This window comes from Guptibacillus hwajinpoensis, from assembly GCF_005144865.1.
Taxonomy (GTDB): Bacteria; Bacillota; Bacilli; order Bacillales; family Guptibacillaceae; genus Guptibacillus; species Guptibacillus hwajinpoensis_A.
The window spans coordinates 275,720-297,732 of the sequence record NZ_SWFM01000002.1; the positions used below are offsets into that span (position 1 = coordinate 275,720).

The following is a 22,013-nucleotide window of genomic DNA, read 5'->3' on the forward strand; positions in this document are numbered from 1 at the left end:
TTTTTATTGAAAAATCTCTTTCGTAGGAGTAAAGCATAAGAAAAACGAAGGCTTTGCCATCTGGCACCAAGTTGAGTTTTTCTAAAAACAGGAGGAGAAACACACATGAAAAAGCTCTATTCTTTACTTGTCTTACTTTTCTTAGTTACAGGAATCATGGCTGGATGTGGAACAAATGAAGCGCAGGAAAACAATACGAACGAAGGAAACACAAATACAGATCAAGCTGAGAAATCAGAGAATAGCGCATTCCCAGTTACAATTACAGACGCTCTGGACAAAGACGTAACAATTGAGAACGATCCTGAGAAAATCGTCACTCTCATTCCAAGTAACACCGAAATTCTTTTTGCCCTAGGTGCAGGTGAAGAAGTCGTTGGCGTAACGGATTTCGATAATTATCCAGAAGAAACAGCTGACATTGAGAAAATCGGGGGAATGGAATTTAACATTGAGAAAATTATCTCTCTGAAACCTGACCTTGTACTTGCTCATGCTTCTAGTGCAAGTACAGCAGAAGCTGGACTGCAGCAGCTTCGCGATGCTGGTATCACTGTTCTTGTCGTGAACGATGACACTAGTTTTGAGGAAGTGTACAAGTCGATGGAGATGATCGGAAAGGCAACCGGTGAAACGGAAGCAGCCGAAACAACGATCGCAGATATGAAGAAGCGCCTTGAGGATATCAAAGCAAAAGCAGAAACAATCAGCGAAGATCAGCAGAAAAACGTCTTTGTCGAAGTATCTCCAGCACCGGAAATATACTCACCAGGTAAAAATACGTTCATGGATGACATGCTAACGCTTATTAACGCAAAGAATGTGACGCACGATCAAGAAGGCTGGAATCAAATCGATCAAGAAGCCATTATCGAAGCAAATCCTGACGTCATCATCACAACGTACGGTTATTATTCTGAAAAACCAGTTGAACAAGTATTGAGCCGAGACGGCTGGCAGGATGTCACGGCTATAACAGACGAGCAGGTTGTTGACGTTCACTCTGACCTTGTCACACGCTCAGGCCCTCGTCTCGTTGAAGGAGTAGAGGAACTTGCAAAAGCGGTTTATCCGGATGTTTTTACGGAATAATCGATTCATCGCTTATGTGATCGCAACAGCATTGCTAATCGGAGCGATGCTGCTAGGCATCTCGGTTGGAACGGTGTCTGTCCCAGTAATCTCAATCCTTCAATTAATAGGAACAGAGGTCTTACAACTTCCATCTATGGGAACTGTCGACCCAATGTACACAACGATTGTAATGGACATCCGCCTGCCGCGCGTGATCCTAGCAGGTCTTGTTGGCGCGTCCCTTGCGATAGCTGGGGCCGCCTTTCAAGGTCTCCTTCGTAATCCATTGGCGGAACCGTATGTGCTCGGCGTGTCATCAGGTGCTTCAGTCGGAGCGGTGCTCGTCCTATTTTTCAATCTAACGCTACCGTTCATCGGTATTTTCACTTTACCTGTCATGAGCATCTCCGCTTCGATCATCACCATTTTTCTCGTGCTGTTCTTTGCACGACAAATCGAACGATCGATGCGCGTTGAAACGATCATTCTAACTGGTATCGTGTTCAGCTCATTCCTTGGATCACTGCTTTCACTCATGATCGCACTGACTGGAGAGGAGTTGCGCCAAATTATCGGTTGGCTACTCGGAAGCGTATCAATGCGAGGTTGGGAGTACATCGCAATCATTCTCCCATTTTTCGTTATTGGATCTGCGATCTTACTTTTCAGCAGCAAGGAACTGAACGCGATGTCGTTTGGTGAAGAGCGTGCTCAGCATATCGGTGTGAACGTCGCACGACGAAAACTATGGATCCTTATCGGAGGCTCGATTTTAACAGGAGCTGCCGTAGCGGTTTCGGGAACGATCGGTTTCGTTGGGCTCGTCATTCCGCACTTAACGCGACTGTTATGGGGACCGGATCATAAACATTTATTGCCGCTCTCGATTCTACTCGGGTCCGCATTTCTCATCGTAGCAGACCTCATTTCAAGAACGATCATCTCACCAACAGAGCTCCCGATTGGGGTGATCACGTCCCTCATCGGGGCGCCGGTGTTCGCGATCATTTTAATTCGAAGACGTAAGGAAAGAAGAGGATAAGTATGCTAAGCGTGAATCACGTAACAGGAGGATACCCCGGTCACGACGTCCTCCACGACCTTTCTTTTGAAGTGAAAAAAGGCGAGCTTCTCGGAATTGTGGGGCCAAATGGAAGCGGGAAGACGACCATTTTTAAAATGGTTAGTGGTATTTTAAAGGCGCAATCAGGGGAGATTCTGCTAAAAGAAAAGCCGATCGCTAGCTACTCGGCGAAACAGCTAGCCAAAGTGCTAGCCGTTCTACCGCAGCATGCTGAACAGGCTTTTCCGTATACCGTCAAAGAAACCGTCTCCCTCGGTCGCTATGCGCACCAGACCGGTTGGTTCCAAATGTGGAGTGAGCACGATGAAGCGGTTGTGCAGCAGACGATGGAGCAAACCGGAATCGCTGCGTTTCAAGATCAATACGTGAATGAGCTCTCCGGTGGTGAGCGCCAGCGCGTTTTCCTTGCTCAGGCACTCGCACAGGAGCCTGAGATCCTGTTGCTTGATGAACCGACGAACCATCTTGACCTCTCTTATCAGAAAGAATTGCTTGATTTACTGAAAAAATGGACACGTGAACAAGGGCTCACGGTTATCTCGATTTTTCATGATTTGAACCTTGCTGGGCTTTATTGCGATCGCCTTCTTCTTCTTGAGGATGGAAAAATCAATCTGCACAACAACCCAAATGAAGTGCTGAACGAAGAGCGCATTCAATCCGTTTATCGGACGAATATCGAGAAGCATCCGCATCCAACTGTTCCTAAGCCGCAAATGCTTCTTTTACCTGAAAAGCACGCTGATGATCTAAACGACCTTGTTATAGATGAACGGTACCTCGAGCGGACGGACGAAACGCTTACACTCACAGCACCATTTCCACTCCGTACGATGTCATCAGGCGTGGTCGGATCTGGAACAGGCTGGTATAGCTCATTCGTCAATCGCCATGTTGATAAAAGCTACAACTGTACTAATCACCGTGAGGAAATGAGAGCGTTTCTGCAGGATCACAACATTGATCCAACGGAAACCGTCGGTATGATGACAGCCGTTCAGCTTGAGGACGTTTCCTACCGACTCATCAATCACGAAGAAGTTTCCGTTTTTATCGTCGTGACGGCTGGAGGAGGTAATGCGGTTGACGCTTCACGAAGTAGGGTGCACGACTACAACCCTTTACCTGGCACAATCAACACATGGATTTTTGTTAGCGGCACCCTGACAGATGAAGCGTTTATTCAAAGCATTATGACCGCAACTGAAGCGAAGGCTAAGGTTATGCAGGACCAGGAAATCAAAGACGCTTTAACAGGAACAATCGCAACAGGAACACCAACAGACAGCATCCTCATTGCAGCAACGCAAAGAGGAGCACACCAGCCATACGGCGGCACAATCACGACGCTTGGAAAGCTTGTGAGTGAAGGTGTTTACACATGCACGACCGAAGCACTTAGCAAGCATAAAAGGAGGGGTCAGGCACGTGCCTGACCCCACAAAAGAACAAAAGCATGGAAATGTCCACCTCAGGCGGACACGTCCATGCTTTTTATTTCACTACTTATCTTGGCAATAATTAATTAACAGCAATTTACAACATCGATTAACACAACTATGCTAGTTATATATTCATTAATAAGAGTAATAGGAGGAATGGTATGTGGAATAAAACAGAATTAACACGCATTCTTCAAATCGAGTATCCTATCATTCAAGCACCGATGGCGGGAGGACCAACAACTCCGGAATTAGTTTCAGAAGTCAGTAATGCAGGTGGTCTTGGCATGATTGGGGCTGGCTATTTAAGCGCTGATCAATTAAAAACAACGATCCAAGACGTTAAACAACGAACAAATCTTCCGTTCGGAGTGAACTTGTTTGTTGTAAAAGAAGAGAACATCTCAGAAGTAGAACTACATAAAAGTTTCCAAACATTAGAAACCTTTCGTAAAAAGTTAAATCTATCGAACGAACTACCAGAAGTTAAAACTTCATTAGAGATTGAACGACACATTGAAATGATCATCGAAGAAAATGTCCCAGTTTGTTCCTTTACGTTTGGTATCCCAGATCAATCGATTATTAATCGTCTAAAAGAAAACAAGATCACCGTTATTGGCACAGCAACCACGGTTGAAGAAGCGATAGCTGTGGAGAGAGCTGGCATGGATGCGATAGTGGCTCAGGGAAGTGAAGCTGGAGGTCATCGGGGATCGTTTTTAGGAGGCGGCATAATTGGTACGATGGCCCTTGCCCCTCAAGTCGATGACCATGTGAAGATTCCAGTAATCGCTTCCGGTGGCATTATGGATGGAAGAGGTTTTGCTGCGGCCACAATGTTAGGAGCAGAAGGCGTACAGATGGGTACAGTTTTCCTAACAACAAGAGAGAGCGGGGCACATGATCTTCATAAAAAAGCGATTATGGATGCAACAGAAGAGAATACCGTTCTAACAAAATCCTTCTCCGGAAAAGAAGCTAGAGGAATTGAGAATGAGTTTATTCGACTCATGAATGAGAATGCCTTTATTGCACCTTATCCTATTCAAAATAGCTTAACAAAATCAATTAGAAAAGAAGCAGCTAAACAAGGGAACGCACATTTCATGTCGCTCTGGGCAGGACAAGGAACTCGAATGAACAAAGAGACGACTGTTAAGGAGCTTTTTGAGGAGTTAGTGTTAGAGATTAATGCAAAGTTGAACTGATGAATGGAATAGTGGTGTGGGGATGGGGGTCAAGGGGATGGGGGTCAGGCTCGAGCCTGACCCCCCAAAAAGACAAAAAGGACTCAAAATCCGTCTCAGGCGGATTTTGAGTCCTTCTCTATTTATTATTTCCTTACTGTACTTGTTTACGATTTTCAGTCGAATACATCTTCTCAAGCTCAGTTAATGTGAGCTGATGAAGCTTCGTTAAATCTTTCCGATTGTCTGGTGAATTGAGTAGCTTACGAATTAGGTAGGTTCGTCGATCGGTCATGCCTTTACGGAGCTGTATGCCCATGAACACAACCTCCTTCCGTTATGATCACGTTCGATTCTAGGATACATCCTTTTTACCTTGTTGTGTGTTAAGAATTTGTGAAGATGGTAACAAGGGGTCAGACCCCTCTCTGACCCCCAAAAGTAGCTGACCATCGTAAATAAGAAGGAAAAACGTACGCCGACCTTGAACTTGATAGGCAATATTCATTTTCACACGTTCTTCGCAATTTCTTTTGAGGATCTACCTAAGAAGCGGTCGTACTGGTAGCAGGTCATTCCGAACGGTTTAAGGATTGAACTAGAATAGAACTGAATGTACGAAGGAGGGGCATACAATGCACTTCGTTACAGGTGGTGCCTATAACGGTAAAGCGAAATGGGTAAGAACGTTCTATGGATTAACAGACGATCACTACTGGAAAACGCCAAGCGATAAGCCGAAGATCCCGATTGATGTGAGTCGGTTCTATGGAAACGTAGTCGTTCTTGAAGGAATGGAGGAATGGATAAAAGGACTAACAGCAGATGCAAGTCTCGAGGAATGCAGAGCAATCTGGCGTTCGTTGTTAGGAATCTGGCAGTCGTGGGAAAGTGAGCAGAAGGATCGAACCGTTGTGATCATCGGAACCGATATTACTCAGGGGATTGTCCCATTTGAAAGAGAAGAACGGGACTGGCGTGAACTAACAGGTTGGGCTTATCAAGATCTGACAGATGCGGCAGATCGAGTTGATGTCATTTGGTATGGATTGAATCAGCAGTTGAAATAGAATGTGAGTGAAGGGGTCAGGCTCGGGCCTGACCCCCCTCAAAGACAAAACCTCATCAAAATCCTCAAATTGAGGACACTGATGAGGTTTTTCTTATATTTATTTGAATATTTGGAATTTATTTATAAATAGCGTACCATTATTATCGACTACATTTCATTCAGGGAGGAGCCATACAATGACTGAATTATTCCAGAAGCTTGAAATGCTTTATCCTGACCTTGTGGAGTTGAGAAGAGATTTGCATATGTATCCTGAGGTATCGCTACAAGAAGTAGAGACGCCCGAGAAAATCGCACGTTACCTAGAGAAGCTCGGTATTGAAGTGAGAACTGGTGTTGGTGGAAATGGAGTTGTTGGTACGATTCGAGGAGGGAAGCCTGGGAAAACAACTGCGCTCCGAGCTGATTTTGATGCCCTCCCGATACAGGATCAAAAAGACGTCTCGTATAAGTCCAAAGTTCCTGGAGTGATGCATGCGTGTGGACATGATCTACATACCGCAGCACTACTTGGCGTTGCGAATGTATTGACCCAGGTGAAGGATGAACTCGAGGGAGATGTTGTTTTGATTCATCAGTTTGCCGAGGAAGTCGCCCCTGGTGGAGCGGAAGCGATGATTCGAGATGGTTGCTTGGATGAAGTAGATGAAATCTACGGTGCTCATGTTTGGGCAGATCATCCTATTGGTCATTATTCGTTTCATGAAGGCTACACGATGGCAGCCGCTGATACTTTTGATATCACGATCGCAGGAAGAGGTGGTCATGGCGCGATGCCACACCAAACGGTTGACCCGATTGTTGTAGCAAGTCATGTCATCCTTGGTTTACAGCAAATTGCTAGTCGTATAACGGATCCATTGAAATCTGTTGTCGTAACCATCGGTGCTATTCATAGTGGGGATGCGCACAACGTTATTCCAGACCAGGCTCATATTAAGGGAACCGTAAGGACCTTCGATAAAGGGGTACGTGACAGTGCAGAACAGTTGGTGCAGCAGATAAGTGAGATGACGTGTCGAACGTATGGTGCAACAGCGGAAGTTGCGTATAACCGTGGGCACATGGCTCTTTACAATCATAGAGACCAGACAACTAGAGCTTCTATGTTAGCGAAAACACTTTTTGGCGAAGAAAATGTTTCCGATAAGGATCCGATTATGGGTGCAGAGGATTTCGCGTTTTATCTGAATGAAATTCCAGGTACGTTCTTTTTTGTTGGAGGTCGAAACCCTGATATCAATGCGATATATCCTCATCATCATCCAAAATTTGATGTCGATGAACGAGCTATACTTGGCATTGGAAAGATGTTTCTATCCCTTGTTTTTCCTGAAGGTGCCTTATTAAATTCTACTAAAACAAGTCATTCAACTAATGATTAAAAATTCATGGAGGTGTTTTCTTGAAGCGATTCAATTTACTCTTATTGTCCCTCGTCGTTGGGTTAAGCCTTATTGGGTGTTCCTCTAATGCTGGTACTAGCTCAGACGGTAAGCAAACAACGTTAATTTACGGTAGAGGTGGAGATTCTGTTTCACTAGATCCCGCTGTTGTAACAGACGGTGAATCGTTTAAAGTTGCCGACAACATTTATGATACGCTCGTTCAATTTGGTGATATGGATACAGAGGTTCATCCAGATCTTGCTTCTGATTGGGACGTTTCTGATGATGGCCTTCAGTATACGTTTCATCTACAAGAGGATGTTACCTTTCATGATGGCACAGCTTTTAATGCGAAAGCGGTCGTTTTTAATTTCGAGAGATGGATGAATCCTAAAGAAAACCAGGCCGAGCCATTCGCTTTCTATCGGTCAATGTTTGGAGGTTTTAAAGGCGACGAAGGCCATGTGATTAAAGAAGTGAAAGCAACAGACGAATATACAGTACAAGTGACGTTAAACAGACCTCAAGCGCCATTTCTGAAAAATTTATCGATGACGCCATTCTCCATTGCGAGTCCGAAGGCGTTAGTTGAAAAAGGTGAAAATTATGGACAAAATCCTGTAGGAACGGGACCATTCATCTTCAAAGAATGGAAACGAAACGACAAGATCGTTCTAGAAAAAAATGAAGATTATTGGGTACAGGAATATCCGAAATTAGAGCGTGTCATCTTTAAATCTATTCCTGATAACGCGGCTCGCTTGAATGCTCTTAAAACGGGTGAGATCGATATGATGGATGGCGTGATGCCGAGTGATGTGCCACAAATTGAAGAGAGTACTGAACTCAAAACGTTTACTCGTCCATCAATGAATATTGGTTACCTCGGACTGAATGTGACAAGAGGTCCCCTTGAAAACAAGAAAGTAAGACAGGCACTAAATCATGCGGTCGATAAAGACGCTATCATCGAAGCCTTTTACGAAGGACAGGCAGAACCAGCGAAAAATCCGATTCCTCCTTCGATTCAAGGATATAACGACGAGATCGTTCCATATGAATACGATCTGGAAAAGGCAAAAAGCTTACTGGAGGAAGCGGGTTATACGGACGGGTTTGATATGGAGTTATGGGCGATGCCCGTATCACGTCCCTATATGCCTGATGGCCAAAAAGTAGCGGAAGCGATTCAATCAAGCTTTAAGGAAATAGGCGTTAATGCGACCATCAAAACCTATGAATGGGCAGCGTACGTTGAGAAAGTTATTGGGGGAGAAGCGGATTCTTTCTTATTAGGATGGACTGCACAAAATGGTGACGCTGATAATGTCCTCTATACGCTCCTTGATAAAGAAATGATAGGAAGCAGCAACTCCTCTCGATACGAGAGCAATGAATTGCACAAGCTTCTAGTAGAAGCACAATCAACAGTGGATCAGGAAAAAAGAAATGAGCTCTACAAACAAGCTCTAGAGGTCATTCACGAAGATGCTCCGTGGATTCCACTCGTTCACTCCACCCCAGTCGTTGCTGGAAAGAACAACATCGAAGGGTTTAACCCGCACCCCAATTCAAGTGTAGAATTATTGAAAGTTGAGTTTAACTAAAGTAGTAAGGAAGGGGGTCAGACAGGGGTCTGACCCCCTTCAAAGACAAAAGCACCGGAATGTCCGCCTCAGGCGGACATTCCGGTGCTATCTTTCTTTATCTATCATCTAGTTCACTAATTTGCGATCCTTATCCCTTGCATACTTACGTTCAAGCTCAGTTAAAGTTAACAAATGAAGTTGAGTGAGGTCTTTACGGTTATCAGGTGAGTCTAATAGCTTGCGAATGAGGTAGGTTCTACGATCGGTCAATCCTTTACGAAGCTGTACGCCCATCAACAAACCTCCTTCCTTTACTAGGATTTTCGGTTATCTAGTGCTGTTTTTGTCTCTTCCTAGTGTAAACAATTTGTGAAGACGATCAAATGTGAATAGAGTGTCACAGCGCTTTCATTTACTTACTAATTTCCTCATTGTTACTTATTTGAAACCATCATAAACAGTTTAGAATGTAGTAAAAAAGTAGTGTGGGGTCAGACCCCTGTCTGACCCCCCCACCCCCTATTCCCCACTCTTTAGTGCTATCTCCATCAAATGTCCCATATAATGGTTGAGTGAAATTTCTCAGTATCATTTATAAGGAGGCGTAATGTTATGGGTCACTGCAGTAACTGTGGGGAGAAATTACATAAGAATCAAGAATTTTGTACAGGATGTGGAAGCAAAGTAGATCACCAGCAGGAGAATGCACCTCCTTCTGGGGTTAGTAGAAGCGGCGCTTCAACCAAACGTAAACCTGCTATCTATATCGGTTTAATCCTTGTAATCGGTTTGCTTGTTGGCGGTGCCTTCTATATAGGAGGTAAGTATAGCTCCCAAAAGGCATCGCCTGTATCTAGTGGTCAAGCTCTAAAGAGTGACAAAAAGACGCCTGATGAGAAAAGTAAAGAAATCGCAAGCCAAAACGAAGAAAAGGAAACTTCAAAAGGGAAAGAAGAAAAGAATGAAGAAAGTAAAGAAGAGAAAAAGGAGAAAGTAGCAGGCGCCAAAATCCTAGACATTGAGAGTGCAACAGAAGAGCTTAACAAACTATCAATTCACGCAAATGGTAGAGACATTTCTTTAGGTGAGTGGAGCATTAGAAATATTAATGGGAAACTAATAATTCAAGCAGATGCCATTCCATCGGATAACTTAGACCGTATTTTTACGCTATACGATCAAAACAATCTAACTCCGATTAAGAAATGGTCAGTAGAGGTGCTTCATGTTGTGCACGAATTAGAAAAACAGCTGCAGTTAGATTGGAGCATTAGTGTTGGGAATACCTGTGTTCCACAGTATCCAGTCACCCTCCCTTCAGCTGTTCTAAGCGGGTATTATGGTTCGTGTGGCTATTCGATCCCCATATTAGAAGCTTATGACTGGAATGATATCACTTTATTTGTCGATGAAAACGTCATGTCTGACTATGCTACTCAAGACTTCGAGTACACCGAGCCCTTCAGTTTCTATATCCTCCCGAACAGTGATGTTATTAAACTACACGAAAGTGATCTTTCCTGGTTCAGTGAGGACGAACTGCGATTAGCTAGAAATGAAATCTTTGCTCGTCACGGTTATGTTTTCAAATCAGACGAATTAGAACGTTACTTTTCGGACCAAAGCTGGTATTACCCTGATCCGTATTACGACGGTTCATTAAGTAGTATTGAAGACTATAACGTGAAGTTAATTGAAAAGATGGAGGAACAATATAAGTGAGTTTCAAAAGCAAAGCTGGCATACTCGTTAGCGCGTTATTACTCATTAGTCTTTTCGCCACTTTTTTTATCCTTAAAGAAGCCTATTCTCCAGTAACCAATAAGGTTGTAGATAAGCAAGCAGCAAACCTTACACCGATAAGAGAAAGTGATGGGATAAAGAAGAGCACACGGGAGAAGGATGAGTCTCAAGCGGTCACTCCATCTCCTAAACCATTTTTAATTGTTATTGATCCTGGCCACCAGAAGCACTCCAATCTAGAAAAAGAACCAATTGGTCTAGGAAGAACCGAAACGAAGAGTAAAGTTTCTTCAGGGACTTCTGGTGTAAGTACAAACAAGCCCGAGTATCAACTAACACTCGAAGCCGCTCTCATATTAAAAGAATTATTGGAAGAGCGGGGGATTGACGTTGTTCTGACAAGAGATAAGAACGAAGTGGATATGAGTAATAAAGAAAGAGCAGAACTCGCTAACCACCATCAAGCAGACCTGTTTGTTCGATTGCATGCGGATGGATCAACGGATCAGAATGTGAAAGGGTTTCATATCCTAACTCCTGCTGAAGGTCATCCAATCTTTGAACAGAGCTTACAAGCTTCCAAAGCTATTATCAATACCGTTCAAAATGATAGAAGCATCGACACTAACGGCATTTCATTTCGAAGTGATATAACAGGATTTAATTGGTCTAAGGTTCCGACAACATTAATTGAGATGGGCTTTATGACAAATCCAGAAGATGATGCGAACCTTTCAAACCAGGAGTACCTTCGCAAACTCATGAGGTATATAGCGGATGGAATTGTTGTGTATAGGGGGCAGGCTCATGCCTGACCCTACTTGTACTTAATTCCCATTATTCAGAAAAATTAGAAAAACCTCTTGCGAACTAAATTAACCTGTTTTATACTAAAACAAGTTAAGCGCTTTCTTTCAATTACATAGAAAGGGTAGAGGTGGTTCTATTTAAGTGAAAAGAGTAGAAAAAGCCGGTGATCAACTCCAAAGGAACAACATGGGAACATAATCACAACATCTATGAAAAACAACCAAACGGGCATGCCGTTTTTTATTTCAACCTCAAGGTAAGCGCTTACCTTGAGTGCTGGTGCTAGAAACGCAACAGATAAACAAGTCAAAACAAGTATATTAAACGAATTCTTTCTCAATAATTTTGAAAGCCCTTACAAAAATCAGAGGATGAGAAAAGGAGGATGTACTGAATGATCTGGATTATATTAATAAGCTTTCTTGCGTACACGGCCATTGTTGCATGGGTGTCATGGTACAAAACTCGTAAAACAGATTTAAGTAGTTCTGATGGGTATTTTCTTGGAGGGAGAAGTTTAACAGGCATTGTTATCGCGGGATCTCTAGTCTTAACGAACCTGTCGACTGAGCAGATGGTAGGGCTGAATGGACAAGCCTTTGGAGAGTCGATGGTCGTGATGGCGTGGGAGGTTACGTCGCCGATCGCACTTATCTTTATGGCATTTATCTTTTTGCCGCGGTATTTAAAAGCTGGGATCTCTACCATTCCAGACTTTCTGGAACAGCGATATGATTTACGCACTCGACAAATCGTATCGATCTTATTCCTACTCGGCTATGCAGTAGCCTATCTTCCAACTGTTCTTTACTCAGGTGCACTCGTTCTAGATAGCATCTTCTCGCTATCTAGCATCGGCGGGATCAGCCAGTTCTCGACCGTCATGCTTGTTGCACTTGCGATTGGGATCATTGGGTGTTGTTACGTTATCTTTGGTGGTCTTCGAGCTTGCGCCATCAGTGACACGATTAATGGAATCGGGCTGATCATCGGTGGTTTTATGATTCCTTTCCTTGCGCTTTTTGCTCTCGGTGGTGGGAGTTTAGTAGAGGGAGTGGACAAGCTCCTTCATGCAAATCCAGCAAAGTTGAACGCAATCGGAAACCACGAATCCTCAGTTCCATGGACAGTACTTTTAACCGGTCTACTATTCAATAACCTTTTTTACTGGTGCACAAACCAGGCAATTATTCAGCGTACGTTAGGTGCTAAGAACCTTGCTGAAGGTCAAAAAGGCGTATTGTTCGCTGGTTTCTTCAAAATTTTCGGCGCATTCTTTCTCGTTCTACCAGGAATTATCGCGTATCTCATGTATGATGGCGGACTAAAAAATTCTGATATGGCTTACCCTGCGCTCGTAACGGACGTGCTCCCTTTAGCGCTATCTGGTTTCCTTGCAGCCGTATTATTCGGAGCGATTTTAAGCTCATTTAACGGTGCACTCAACAGCTCGATCACATTATTTACACTTGATATTTATCGTCCAATATTCAAACCAGAAGCGGAGGAACGAGAGCTTGTAAAAGTTGGGCGAATCTTTGCAGGTTTTCTTGCTGCGGTAGCCGTCGTCGTAGCACCATTCATCATTTTTGCACCATCAGGCTTGTACTATTACTTGCAGGAAATGTTCGGGTTCTACAACATTCCAATCATAGCCATGGTAGTCGTTGGATTCTTTAGCAAACATGTCCCGGCAAGTGCACCGAAAATTACGATTCTTGTTCATATCGCGGTGTATGCACTGTCGAAGTTTTTCCTTGGGAACGTGAATTTCCTATATGTACTATCCGTGCTCTTCCCACTAAATGTGTTTGTTATGGTGCTTGTTGGAAAGCTTCGTCCGAGAGCCGTTGCGTATGAATTGTATGACTCTAAGAAAGTAGATCTCAAACCGTGGAAGCACGCAAAAGTATTTTCAGTGTTCATTCTCGTCTTGATGATTGGCGTGTATGCGTTCTTCTCACCAATCGGTGTGGCAAGAGGTAGCGGAGACTATTCCTCCATGTCATTTGTCTTTATGCTCGCAACCCTCATCTTAATCGGAGGAGTATTCTGGTTCTGGAGAAACACAGCAATGAAGCAGAAAAAGTTAGAACAACACAATGAGAAAGCAACCCCATCACTTAAGCAATCCTCGATTTAAAGAAAGGAGTTTTTATCAATGGAAAAAGTTAACGTAGGAATTATTGGGGGAGGAAGAATCGGTCTCCTTCATGCTGCAAATATGCTTCAATCAGCACATTATTCGTTGAAGCGTATCACTGATATCTATACGGAGCACCTTGCTGGCACAGTCTATGAAAAAGAAGCAACGGTCTCAACGAACCCTGATGACATTTTCAATGATCCTAACATTGATGCCATTTTTATCTGCTCTTCAACCGATACACACGTTGATTTTATAAAAAAAGCGGCACGCTCAGGTAAGCACATATTCTGTGAAAAACCGATTAGCTTTGATATCGACGCAACGCGTGAAGCTTTAAAAGTTGTTGCAGAAGAGGGCGTTCACTTTCAAGTAGGTTTTAACCGTCGCTACGACAAGCATTTCAGAAAAGTGTATGATACCGTTCGAGAAGGAAAAATCGGTAAGCCTCATGTAATCAAAATTACGTCACGCGATCCTGAAGCACCACCTGAAGAGTACATTCAGCGCTCTGGCGGGATGTTTATGGATATGACGATTCATGATTTTGATATGGTAAGGTACCTGGCAGGAAGTGAAGTGGTCGATGTGACTGTAAAAGCAGCCAATCTTGTCCATCCGAAATTTGCCCGCCACAATGATGTGGATACCGCCATCATCACGCTAACGTTTGCCGATGGCAGTCTTGCGGTGATCGACAACAGTCGCCAGGCCGTCTATGGATATGACCAGCGCATCGAAGTGTTTGGAGATCTCGGTGCAGTTTCAGCTGAAAACGAAGGAAACACAACTGTTCGAATCAGTACAAAAGATAGCATAGCTGTAGAACATCCGAAGTACTTTTTCCTTGATCGGTACAAAGAAGCGTATATCGAAGAAATTAATGATTTCGCGCTAGCCATTACAGAAGGAAAATCTCTTACATGTAGCGGAGTAGATGGCCTTCATGCCGAAGAACTAGCTTTAGCAGCACGCCGTTCATGGCAGGAAAAAAGAACGATTTCTCTAGCTGAGTTAAAACCCGTTCGCAATTAATTGAATTTTTAAACGATGTGATGTAGACTATTATCTAAATAAGGAAAGCGCTTACTCTGATTCTAGAAAAGGAGTGTTACGATGTCTCAATTGCTAGTTAAGCCTTTAAAGCCAACGAAAGAAGGTAATGTGCTCAGTGTGAGTCCTGAATCAGCAGGATGGGATTACGTTGGCTTTGATGTTTATTCATTAAAAAAAGGTGAATCGATACTGCGTCTAACAGAAGACAAAGAGGTTTGTCTCGTTCTTCTCAGCGGAAAAGCGGACGTGGAGACGAAACACGAAGCCTTTCATAGCATCGGTGACCGTATGAGTGTGTTCGAGAAAGTACCACCTTATTCAGTTTATGTACCTGACAATGACCAGTATCGCGTCACTGCCCTAACGGATCTGAAGCTAGCGGTATGCAGCGCACCCGGGAAAGGAACGTATAGTGCTCGCCTTATTTCTCCAGAAGACGTTGGAGTAGAAGACCGTGGGCATGGGAAGATGGCGAGGAAAATTCATAACATCTTACCAGAACAAAAAGAAGCGGACAGCCTGTTAGTTGTTGAGGTGTTTACACCTGATGGCAATACATCGAGCTATCCACCGCATAAGCATGATCGTGATAATCTACCGAATGAATCATACTTAGAGGAAACGTATTACCATGAAATCAATCCGGATCAAGGCTTTGTGTTCCAGAGAGTGTATAACGATGACCGAAGCCTCAATGAAACGTTGAGCGTAGAAAATGGCAATGTAGTGCTCGTACCAGAAGGATATCACCCCGTTTCTTCTGTTCCTGGGTATGAATCTTACTACTTAAATGTCATGGCTGGTCCAAAGCGTACGTGGAAATTTCATAATGATCCAGACCACGAATGGTTGTTTGAAAATGTAATGAAATAAGTGCGCCGTTAAGGTAAGCGCTTAACCTAACTTGTTGGAGGTGTGATGATGTACAACCTTGATTTTAAGCAAGACCGTCCGATCGACCTTATCGGACTGGGAAGACTCTGCATTGACCTTAATGCAAATGAAATCAATCGCCCGATGGAAGAAACGTCTTCATTTACAAAGTATGTTGGAGGATCGCCAGCAAATATTGCAATCGGAGCTTCACGACTCGGATTGAAAAGTGGTTTTATCGGAAAAGTCTCGAGCGATCAGATGGGGAACTTCACTCTTGATTATCTTGAGCGAAACAAAATTAATACAGAGGGTGTCGTAAAGGATCAAACCGGTGCTGTTACGGGACTTACGTTCACAGAAATCAAAAGTCCAGAAGATTGTAGCATCCTCATGTATCGCGATAATGTCGCAGATTTGAAGCTTGAATCGACGGATGTTTCAGAAGACTACATCAAACAATCGAAATCACTTTTGATTTCAGGAACTGCTCTTTCACAAAGCCCGTCTCGAGAAGCGGTCTTTCTTGCACTCGAATATGCACGTAAGCACGATGTCGTTGTCATTTTCGATCTTGATTATCGTCCATACAGCTGGAATTCAGCGAAAGAAACAGCGGTTTACTACAACCTCGCAGCTGAAAAGTGTGACGTGATTATAGGAACAAGAGAAGAGTTCGACATGATGGAGCAATTTCAGCAGGAGGAAACGAACGATAAGCGAACGGCAGAAAAATGGTTCAGTCACAATGCGGAAGTTGTGGTCATTAAGCACGGTGGAGAAGGGTCGATTGCATACTCGAAAGATGGTAGCTCTCACCGAGGTGGCATTTTCAAAACGAAAGTACTGAAAACGTTCGGAGCAGGTGATTCCTATGCCTCAGCCTTTATTTACGGTCTCCTACATCAATGGGACCTTTCAAAAGCGATGAAATATGGAAGTGCTTCAGCGAGTATCGTGATTTCGAAACATAGCTGTTCAGAAGCGATGCCAACGACAGAAGAAATTGATGAAAAGATAGCAACATCAGAATTTCAACCAGTTTAATTTCAGGAGGGAAAAACGATGACAAAAACAGCTGTTCAAACCGTTAAAAACTTTGTAGATGGCGAATGGATCGATGCGAAGACGAAGGACTACCAGGATGTATTCAACCCAGCAACAGGTGAAGTGATCGCACAGGTTCCAATTTCAACGAGAGAAGATCTTGATCACGCAGTGGCAACAGCAAAAGAAGCATTTCTTTCATGGAGCGAAGTACCGGTACCAAAGCGCGCTCGTATTCTATTCAAGTACCAGCAGCTACTCGTTGAGCACTGGGATGAGCTAGCGGAGCTTATCACGATTGAGAATGGAAAGAATTTTAAAGAAGCGAAGGGCGAAGTGCAGCGTGGAATCGAGTGCGTTGAGTTCGCGACAGGTGCACCGACACTAACGATGGGCTCTCAGCTTCCATCAATTGCGCAGGGTCTAGAATCTGGCGTTTACCGTTATCCGATCGGCGTAGTAGGCGGCATTACACCGTTCAACTTCCCAATGATGGTGCCTTGCTGGATGTTCCCGATGGCGATTGCAACAGGCAACACGTTCGTGATGAAGCCATCTGAACGTACCCCGCTACTTGCAAACCGTCTTGCGGAGCTTCTTGGAGAAGCCGGTCTTCCTGAAGGGGTGTTCAACATCGTCCACGGTGCACATGACGTGGTGAACGGATTGCTTGAACATAAACAGGTAAAAGCGATCTCCTTCGTTGGCTCGCAGCCAGTTGCAGAATATGTGTACAAAAAAGGTACAGAGAACTTGAAGCGCGTGCAGGCGCTAGCTGGCGCGAAAAATCACTCCATCATCTTAAATGATGCGAACCTTGAAAACGCAGCAACTCAAGTATTGAACGCGGCATTCGGTTCAGCGGGTGAGCGTTGCATGGCGTGCTCGGTTGTCGCAGTTGAAGAAAGTGTAGCGGATGAGTTCATCGAAAAACTTGTTCAGAAATCAAATGAAATCAAAATCGGAAATGGCCTCGACGAAGACATTTTCCTCGGTCCCGTTATCCGTGAGCAGCATAAAGAGCGTACGCTTCAATATATCGAATCCGGTGAAAGTGAAGGCGCGAAGCTCATTCGTGACGGACGAAAGGATCAAGATATTCAGCGTGAAGGATACTTCGTTGGACCAACGATCTTTGACAACGTTACGAGTGAAATGAAGATCTGGCAGGATGAAATCTTTGCACCGGTACTCTCCATTTCTCGTGTGAAAAATCTTGAAGAAGCGATTGACCTAACGAACCAATCTCGCTTTGCGAACGGCGCATGCCTCTTTACGAACAATGGCGGTAAGGTAAGAACGTTCCGCGAAACGATCGATGCTGGCATGCTCGGAATCAACATCGGCGTACCAGCACCGATGGCGTTTTTCCCATTCTCAGGGTGGAAGGATTCCTTCTATGGCGATCTACATGCGAATGGAAAAGATGGTGTGGAATTCTACACACGTAAAAAAGTTGTAACAGCTCGCTGGGTGTAACGATCATTGCTGGACGGGCTCACCGTCCAGCTTTTTATTCAACGGAGGTGGCAGAATGAGACTCACAATGGCACAGGCACTTATTAAATTCCTGAATCAACAATACACCGAGGTTGACGGTGAACAGCAAAAGTTTTTCAAAGGCATCTTCACGATTTTCGGCCACGGAAATGTTCTCGGACTTGGTCAGGCACTTGAAGAAGATAGCGGAGATCTCGAGGTGTACCAGGGGCGAAACGAACAGGGCATGGCGCATGCAGCGACAGCATTCGGAAAGCAAAACCATCAAAAGCAGCTCATCGCATGTACGTCGTCGGTTGGACCGGGAGCTGCGAATATGGTGACAGCTGCCGCTACGGCAACGGCGAACAATGTGCCCCTCTTGCTGTTACCAGGTGACACCTTTGCGTCCCGTCAACCAGACCCCGTCCTGCAGCAGGTGGAACAGCCACATGATGCAACGCTTACGACAAACGATGCGTACCGTCCTGTAAGCAAATACTGGGACAGAATTTCACGTCCTGAACAGCTTATGACCGCGATGTTGAACGCAATGCGTGTCTTAACGAACCCTGCAGACACCGGTGCAGTGACACTTGCACTTCCGCAGGACGTCCAGGGGGAAGCATACGATTACCCAGAATCGTTCTTCAAAAAGCGTGTTCACAGGTTGAACAGAAGGCAACCGACGGAAGATGAGTTGCGCGATGCGATGGCATTAATTACATCAAAACGTAAGCCGTTAATCGTTTGTGGTGGAGGCGTTCGGTACTCAGAAGCAGGCGATGCACTTAAATCCTTCGCTGAAATCTATCAAATTCCTATCGCTGAAACGCAGGCTGGGAAAAGCGCTATCCCAAGCACACACCCTTATAATCTTGGAGGCCTTGGTGTAACCGGAACGAAAGCAGCTAATCAGATTGCACGTGATGCTGATCTTATCATCGGAGTTGGTACAAGGTTCTCAGATTTCACCACTTCCTCTAAACAGCTGTTCCAAAACAGTGAGGTCGAGTTCCTAACGATCAACATTTCAGACTATCATGCCAATAAGCTCGATGCGGTAAAAGTTGTTGGAGATGCGAGAACAGCGATTGAATCGCTTGACCGTCTTCTCGTTGATTACAGTGCAGAGCATGGTGATAGCATTCAAAAAGTGAAGGACGAATGGCAGGAAGAGCTTGACCGTTTGTATCGAATTGACTCCAATTCAGAAAACTACCAGCCTGAAATTGCCGGGCACCTTGATCACTGCCTTGAGGAGTACAAGGAAACACTCGGGTCATCGCTTACTCAGACAGCTGTTATCGGTGAAATCAATCGCTCCATTGAAGAGGATGCGATTATCGTTGGGGCAGCTGGGAGCCTTCCAGGTGATCTGCAGCGGATGTGGGTGAGCCGCACGCCGAACACGTATCACATGGAGTACGGCTATTCCTGTATGGGCTATGAAATATCAGGGGCGCTTGGTGTGAAATTGGCTGCACCAGAGCAGGAAGTGTATGCGATGGTTGGTGATGGAAGTTACATGATGCTTCATTCCGAGCTCATCACAAGCATCCAGGAAGGCAAGAAAATTAACGTGCTTTTATTTGATAACGCTGGTTACGGATGTATCAACAATCTTCAGATGGGGAACGGCATGGACAGCATCGGAACGGAATTTCGTAAGCGTGATGAAAACAGTAAGAAGCTGAATGGAAGCATCATGCCGATCGATTTCGCGAAAAGTGCGAGCGGCTATGGTGTGAAAACGTACTCCGTAAGAACGATGGAGGAGCTTCAAACTGCTTTGAAAGAGGCGAAGAACGAAACAGTTTCTACACTGATTGATATTAAAGTTCTCCCAAAAACGATGACGGATGGCTACGATGCGTGGTGGCACGTTGGTGTGGCAGAAGAATCGCAAAAGGAAGCGATCCAGGAGGCATATAGAGACAAAGAACGGCAGCTTGAGAAAGCGCGCCACTACTAGAGGGGGATTTGCATGTTTAGAGAAAATGCCGTCAAGCTTGGGATTGCGCCAATCAATTGGACGAACGACGATATGCCTGAGCTTGGAGGAGATATCACCTTTGAGCAATGTGTGAGTGAAATGGCACTGGCCGGGTTCACTGGTACAGAGGTGGGTAATAAGTATCCGAGAGATCCAATTGCACTTAAAAAAGCTCTTTCTCTTCGAAAAGTGGAGATTGCGAGTGCATGGTTCAGCGCGTTTCTTACAACGGAACCCTTCGAACATACAACAGAAGCCTTTCTTTGGCACCGTGATTTTCTACATGAAATGGGCGCAGAAGTAATCGTCGTTTCCGAACAGGGAAAAAGCATCCAGGGAAAGGATCTTCCACTCTTTAAAGAAAAACCCGTGTTCACAGACGATGAGTGGGAAAAGCTCTCGAGTGGATTGAACATGCTTGGCGAGCTCGCAAACGAAAAAGGAATGAAACTCGTCTTTCACCACCATATGGGTACAGGCGTACAAACAGCAGAAGAAATTGACCGCTTGATGCAAATGACGGACCCAAATCTCGTTCACCTTCTTTATGATACAGGACACCTCTATCTATCTGGTGAGAATCCGATTCCGGTGCTGGAGCGATACCTTCCACGTATTAAACACGTTCACTTGAAGGACGTTCGAATTCCCGTCGCTCAAACGATGCAGGAAGAAGAGACGAGTTTTCTAGACGGGGTAAGAAAAGGTGTGTTCACGGTTCCGGGCAATGGCAATATCGACTTTGAACCGATTCTTCATAAAATCGGTGAATCCGATTATCGTGGGTGGTTGCTTGTTGAAGCCGAACAGGATCCAGCGATTGCGAACCCACTCGAATATGCGCTTATGGCACGACAATACTTAAAAGACACGGCTGGCGTGTAAGGGGGGATGTTATGAAGAAAGTAAAAGTTGGAATCGTCGGGCTTGGTCGTCTTGGCAAGCAACACGCTGAAAACCTCGCCTTTCGGATTCCACATTGCGAATTAACTGCCGTCTGCAGTGTTATTGAGGATGAAGTAAAAGAAGTTCAGGAAAGATGGAATATTCCATATACCTACACAACATATGAAGATATGCTACAAAATAAAGAGTTAAATGCCATTTTCATCGCATCACCTTCAGGATTTCACTGTAAGCAAATTCAACAGGCGCTTGCTGCTGGTTTTCATGTTTTCAGCGAAAAGCCACTCGGTTTGTACCTTGAAGAAGCTGTTGAGGTGCAGGAAGCTGTCGAGGCACATTCTGATAAGGTCTTCATGCTTGGCTTTATGCGCAGGTACGATAAATCATACATGGCAGCGAAAGAAAAAATTGACCGCGGTGATATCGGCAAGCCAATTTTTATTCGCTGTTATGGACTTGATCCGGCAGTAAAGATGGATAGCTTCCTGAAATTCGCTGGCTCGAACTACAGCGGTGGACTATTTCTTGATATGGCAATTCACGATCTTGACCTTGCACGATGGTACCTTGGAACAGAGGGAAAAGAAGTGTGGGCGATCGGTGGGGGATATGAGCGAAAAGAGTTCGATGAGCTTAAGGATGCAGAAACAGGTGCAGCGATGGTTCGTTTTGAGAATAATGCAAGCGGCGTCTTTCTTGCAGGGCGTAACTGTGCGCATGGGTATCATATTGAGACAGAAATTATCGGGACAAAAGGATCAATACGAATCGGCACAGTGCCGGAACGAAATCAAATCGTTCTATTTAATGAAAATGGCGCAATACAGGAATGTGTCGATGGCTTCCTTGAGCGGTTCGAGCAAGCATACAGAAGTGAGGCAGAAGAGTTTATCAACTGTATTCTAGAAGGTCGGAAACCTGCTGTTACCGTGCGAGATGGTGTGGAATCAACGCGGCTTGCTTATTCATGTAAAGAATCATTCGAAAAAGGAGAACTTATACAAAACAGAACGAACTCATTAACGGTTTAAAAAGCAGGCTGCAGATTCAGCCTGCTTTTATATTCAAATAAACCGGGTCATAAGCCAAAAGTCTCTTGAAATGATATGATAAAAGTA

General features: G+C 44.5%; 19 protein-coding genes. 17 read left to right on the forward strand and 2 right to left on the reverse strand.

Features of this window, described 5'->3' with window-relative positions:
• Nucleotides 1-105 precede the first annotated feature (105 nt).
• From FBF83_RS08760 to FBF83_RS08775, 4 genes are all read left to right on the forward strand, one after another.
• Nucleotides 106-1,092 (forward strand): ABC transporter substrate-binding protein, encoded by a 987-nt coding sequence (locus tag FBF83_RS08760; protein WP_136946775.1) that lies wholly within the window; start codon nucleotides 106-108, stop codon nucleotides 1,090-1,092.
• Nucleotides 1,076-2,116 carry a FecCD family ABC transporter permease gene (locus FBF83_RS08765; RefSeq protein ID WP_420875127.1) on the forward strand — a complete coding sequence of 347 codons (1,041 nt, stop codon included), beginning with the start codon at nucleotides 1,076-1,078 and terminating at the stop codon, nucleotides 2,114-2,116. The genes FBF83_RS08760 and FBF83_RS08765 overlap by 17 nt, the downstream gene beginning before the upstream one ends.
• A gap of 2 nt (nucleotides 2,117-2,118) precedes the next feature.
• Entirely contained in the window at nucleotides 2,119-3,594 is a 1,476-nt protein-coding gene (locus tag FBF83_RS08770; RefSeq protein WP_136946777.1) for an adenosylcobinamide amidohydrolase, read from the forward strand.
• A gap of 167 nt (nucleotides 3,595-3,761) precedes the next feature.
• Nucleotides 3,762-4,811: an NAD(P)H-dependent flavin oxidoreductase gene (locus tag FBF83_RS08775; protein WP_136946778.1), complete on the forward strand. Its 1,050-nt coding sequence runs from the start codon at nucleotides 3,762-3,764 to the stop codon at nucleotides 4,809-4,811.
• A gap of 133 nt (nucleotides 4,812-4,944) precedes the next feature.
• On the opposite strand, the gene FBF83_RS20790 is transcribed toward FBF83_RS08775, so the two are convergent.
• Nucleotides 4,945-5,109 carry a hypothetical protein gene (locus FBF83_RS20790; protein WP_169525278.1) on the reverse strand — a complete coding sequence of 55 codons (165 nt, stop codon included), beginning with the start codon at nucleotides 5,107-5,109 and terminating at the stop codon, nucleotides 4,945-4,947.
• Between the two features lie 316 nt (nucleotides 5,110-5,425).
• Here FBF83_RS20790 and FBF83_RS08780 point away from each other — a divergent pair, with 316 nt between their 5' ends.
• The 3 genes from FBF83_RS08780 to FBF83_RS08790 all read left to right on the forward strand — a co-directional run bounded on the left by FBF83_RS08780 (nucleotide 5,426) and on the right by FBF83_RS08790 (nucleotide 8,857).
• Nucleotides 5,426-5,860: a bifunctional adenosylcobinamide kinase/adenosylcobinamide-phosphate guanylyltransferase gene (locus FBF83_RS08780; RefSeq protein WP_136946779.1), complete on the forward strand. Its 435-nt coding sequence runs from the start codon at nucleotides 5,426-5,428 to the stop codon at nucleotides 5,858-5,860.
• Between the two features lie 178 nt (nucleotides 5,861-6,038).
• The gene (locus tag FBF83_RS08785; protein ID WP_136946780.1) at nucleotides 6,039-7,247 is read left to right on the forward strand and encodes a M20 metallopeptidase family protein; all 1,209 of its coding nucleotides are present in this window, start codon (nucleotides 6,039-6,041) and stop codon (nucleotides 7,245-7,247) included.
• 20 nt (nucleotides 7,248-7,267) lie between these two features.
• The gene (locus FBF83_RS08790) at nucleotides 7,268-8,857 is read left to right on the forward strand and encodes an ABC transporter substrate-binding protein (RefSeq protein ID WP_136946781.1); all 1,590 of its coding nucleotides are present in this window, start codon (nucleotides 7,268-7,270) and stop codon (nucleotides 8,855-8,857) included.
• Nucleotides 8,858-8,965: 108 nt separating this feature from the next.
• Here the strand turns inward: FBF83_RS08790 and FBF83_RS20795 are convergent, their stop codons facing one another.
• Nucleotides 8,966-9,133, reverse strand: coding sequence for a hypothetical protein (locus FBF83_RS20795; protein WP_169525280.1), 168 nt, complete (start codon nucleotides 9,131-9,133; stop codon nucleotides 8,966-8,968).
• Nucleotides 9,134-9,451: 318 nt separating this feature from the next.
• Between FBF83_RS20795 and FBF83_RS08795 the strand changes: the two genes are divergently transcribed.
• The 10 genes from FBF83_RS08795 (at nucleotide 9,452) to FBF83_RS08840 (ending at nucleotide 21,926) form a co-directional block, all read left to right on the forward strand.
• Nucleotides 9,452-10,561 (forward strand): YARHG domain-containing protein, encoded by a 1,110-nt coding sequence (locus FBF83_RS08795; protein WP_136946782.1) that lies wholly within the window; start codon nucleotides 9,452-9,454, stop codon nucleotides 10,559-10,561.
• On the forward strand, nucleotides 10,558-11,397 hold the full coding sequence (locus tag FBF83_RS08800; protein WP_136946783.1) for an N-acetylmuramoyl-L-alanine amidase family protein: 840 nt from the start codon (nucleotides 10,558-10,560) through the stop codon (nucleotides 11,395-11,397). Before FBF83_RS08795 ends, FBF83_RS08800 begins: the two co-directional genes overlap by 4 nt.
• A 389-nt stretch (nucleotides 11,398-11,786) precedes the next feature.
• Nucleotides 11,787-13,535, forward strand: coding sequence for a solute:sodium symporter family transporter (locus FBF83_RS08805; protein WP_136946784.1), 1,749 nt, complete (start codon nucleotides 11,787-11,789; stop codon nucleotides 13,533-13,535).
• 18 nt (nucleotides 13,536-13,553) lie between these two features.
• Nucleotides 13,554-14,573, forward strand: a complete 1,020-nt coding sequence (iolG, locus tag FBF83_RS08810; protein ID WP_136946785.1) for an inositol 2-dehydrogenase — start codon at nucleotides 13,554-13,556, stop codon at nucleotides 14,571-14,573.
• Nucleotides 14,574-14,654: 81 nt separating this feature from the next.
• Nucleotides 14,655-15,467: a 5-deoxy-glucuronate isomerase gene (iolB, locus tag FBF83_RS08815; RefSeq protein ID WP_136946786.1), complete on the forward strand. Its 813-nt coding sequence runs from the start codon at nucleotides 14,655-14,657 to the stop codon at nucleotides 15,465-15,467.
• A 48-nt stretch (nucleotides 15,468-15,515) separates the two neighbouring features.
• Nucleotides 15,516-16,514 (forward strand): 5-dehydro-2-deoxygluconokinase, encoded by a 999-nt coding sequence (iolC, locus tag FBF83_RS08820; protein WP_136946787.1) that lies wholly within the window; start codon nucleotides 15,516-15,518, stop codon nucleotides 16,512-16,514.
• Nucleotides 16,515-16,532: 18 nt separating this feature from the next.
• A complete protein-coding gene (locus tag FBF83_RS08825; protein WP_136946788.1) occupies nucleotides 16,533-17,993 on the forward strand; it encodes a CoA-acylating methylmalonate-semialdehyde dehydrogenase in 1,461 nt (486 codons plus the stop codon).
• A gap of 55 nt (nucleotides 17,994-18,048) precedes the next feature.
• Nucleotides 18,049-19,968, forward strand: coding sequence for a 3D-(3,5/4)-trihydroxycyclohexane-1,2-dione acylhydrolase (decyclizing) (iolD, locus tag FBF83_RS08830; RefSeq protein WP_136946789.1), 1,920 nt, complete (start codon nucleotides 18,049-18,051; stop codon nucleotides 19,966-19,968).
• A gap of 12 nt (nucleotides 19,969-19,980) precedes the next feature.
• On the forward strand, nucleotides 19,981-20,874 hold the full coding sequence (gene iolE, locus FBF83_RS08835; RefSeq protein WP_136946790.1) for a myo-inosose-2 dehydratase: 894 nt from the start codon (nucleotides 19,981-19,983) through the stop codon (nucleotides 20,872-20,874).
• Nucleotides 20,875-20,885: 11 nt separating this feature from the next.
• Nucleotides 20,886-21,926: a Gfo/Idh/MocA family oxidoreductase gene (locus tag FBF83_RS08840; protein WP_136946791.1), complete on the forward strand. Its 1,041-nt coding sequence runs from the start codon at nucleotides 20,886-20,888 to the stop codon at nucleotides 21,924-21,926.
• The last annotated feature ends 87 nt before the right edge of the window (nucleotides 21,927-22,013 follow it).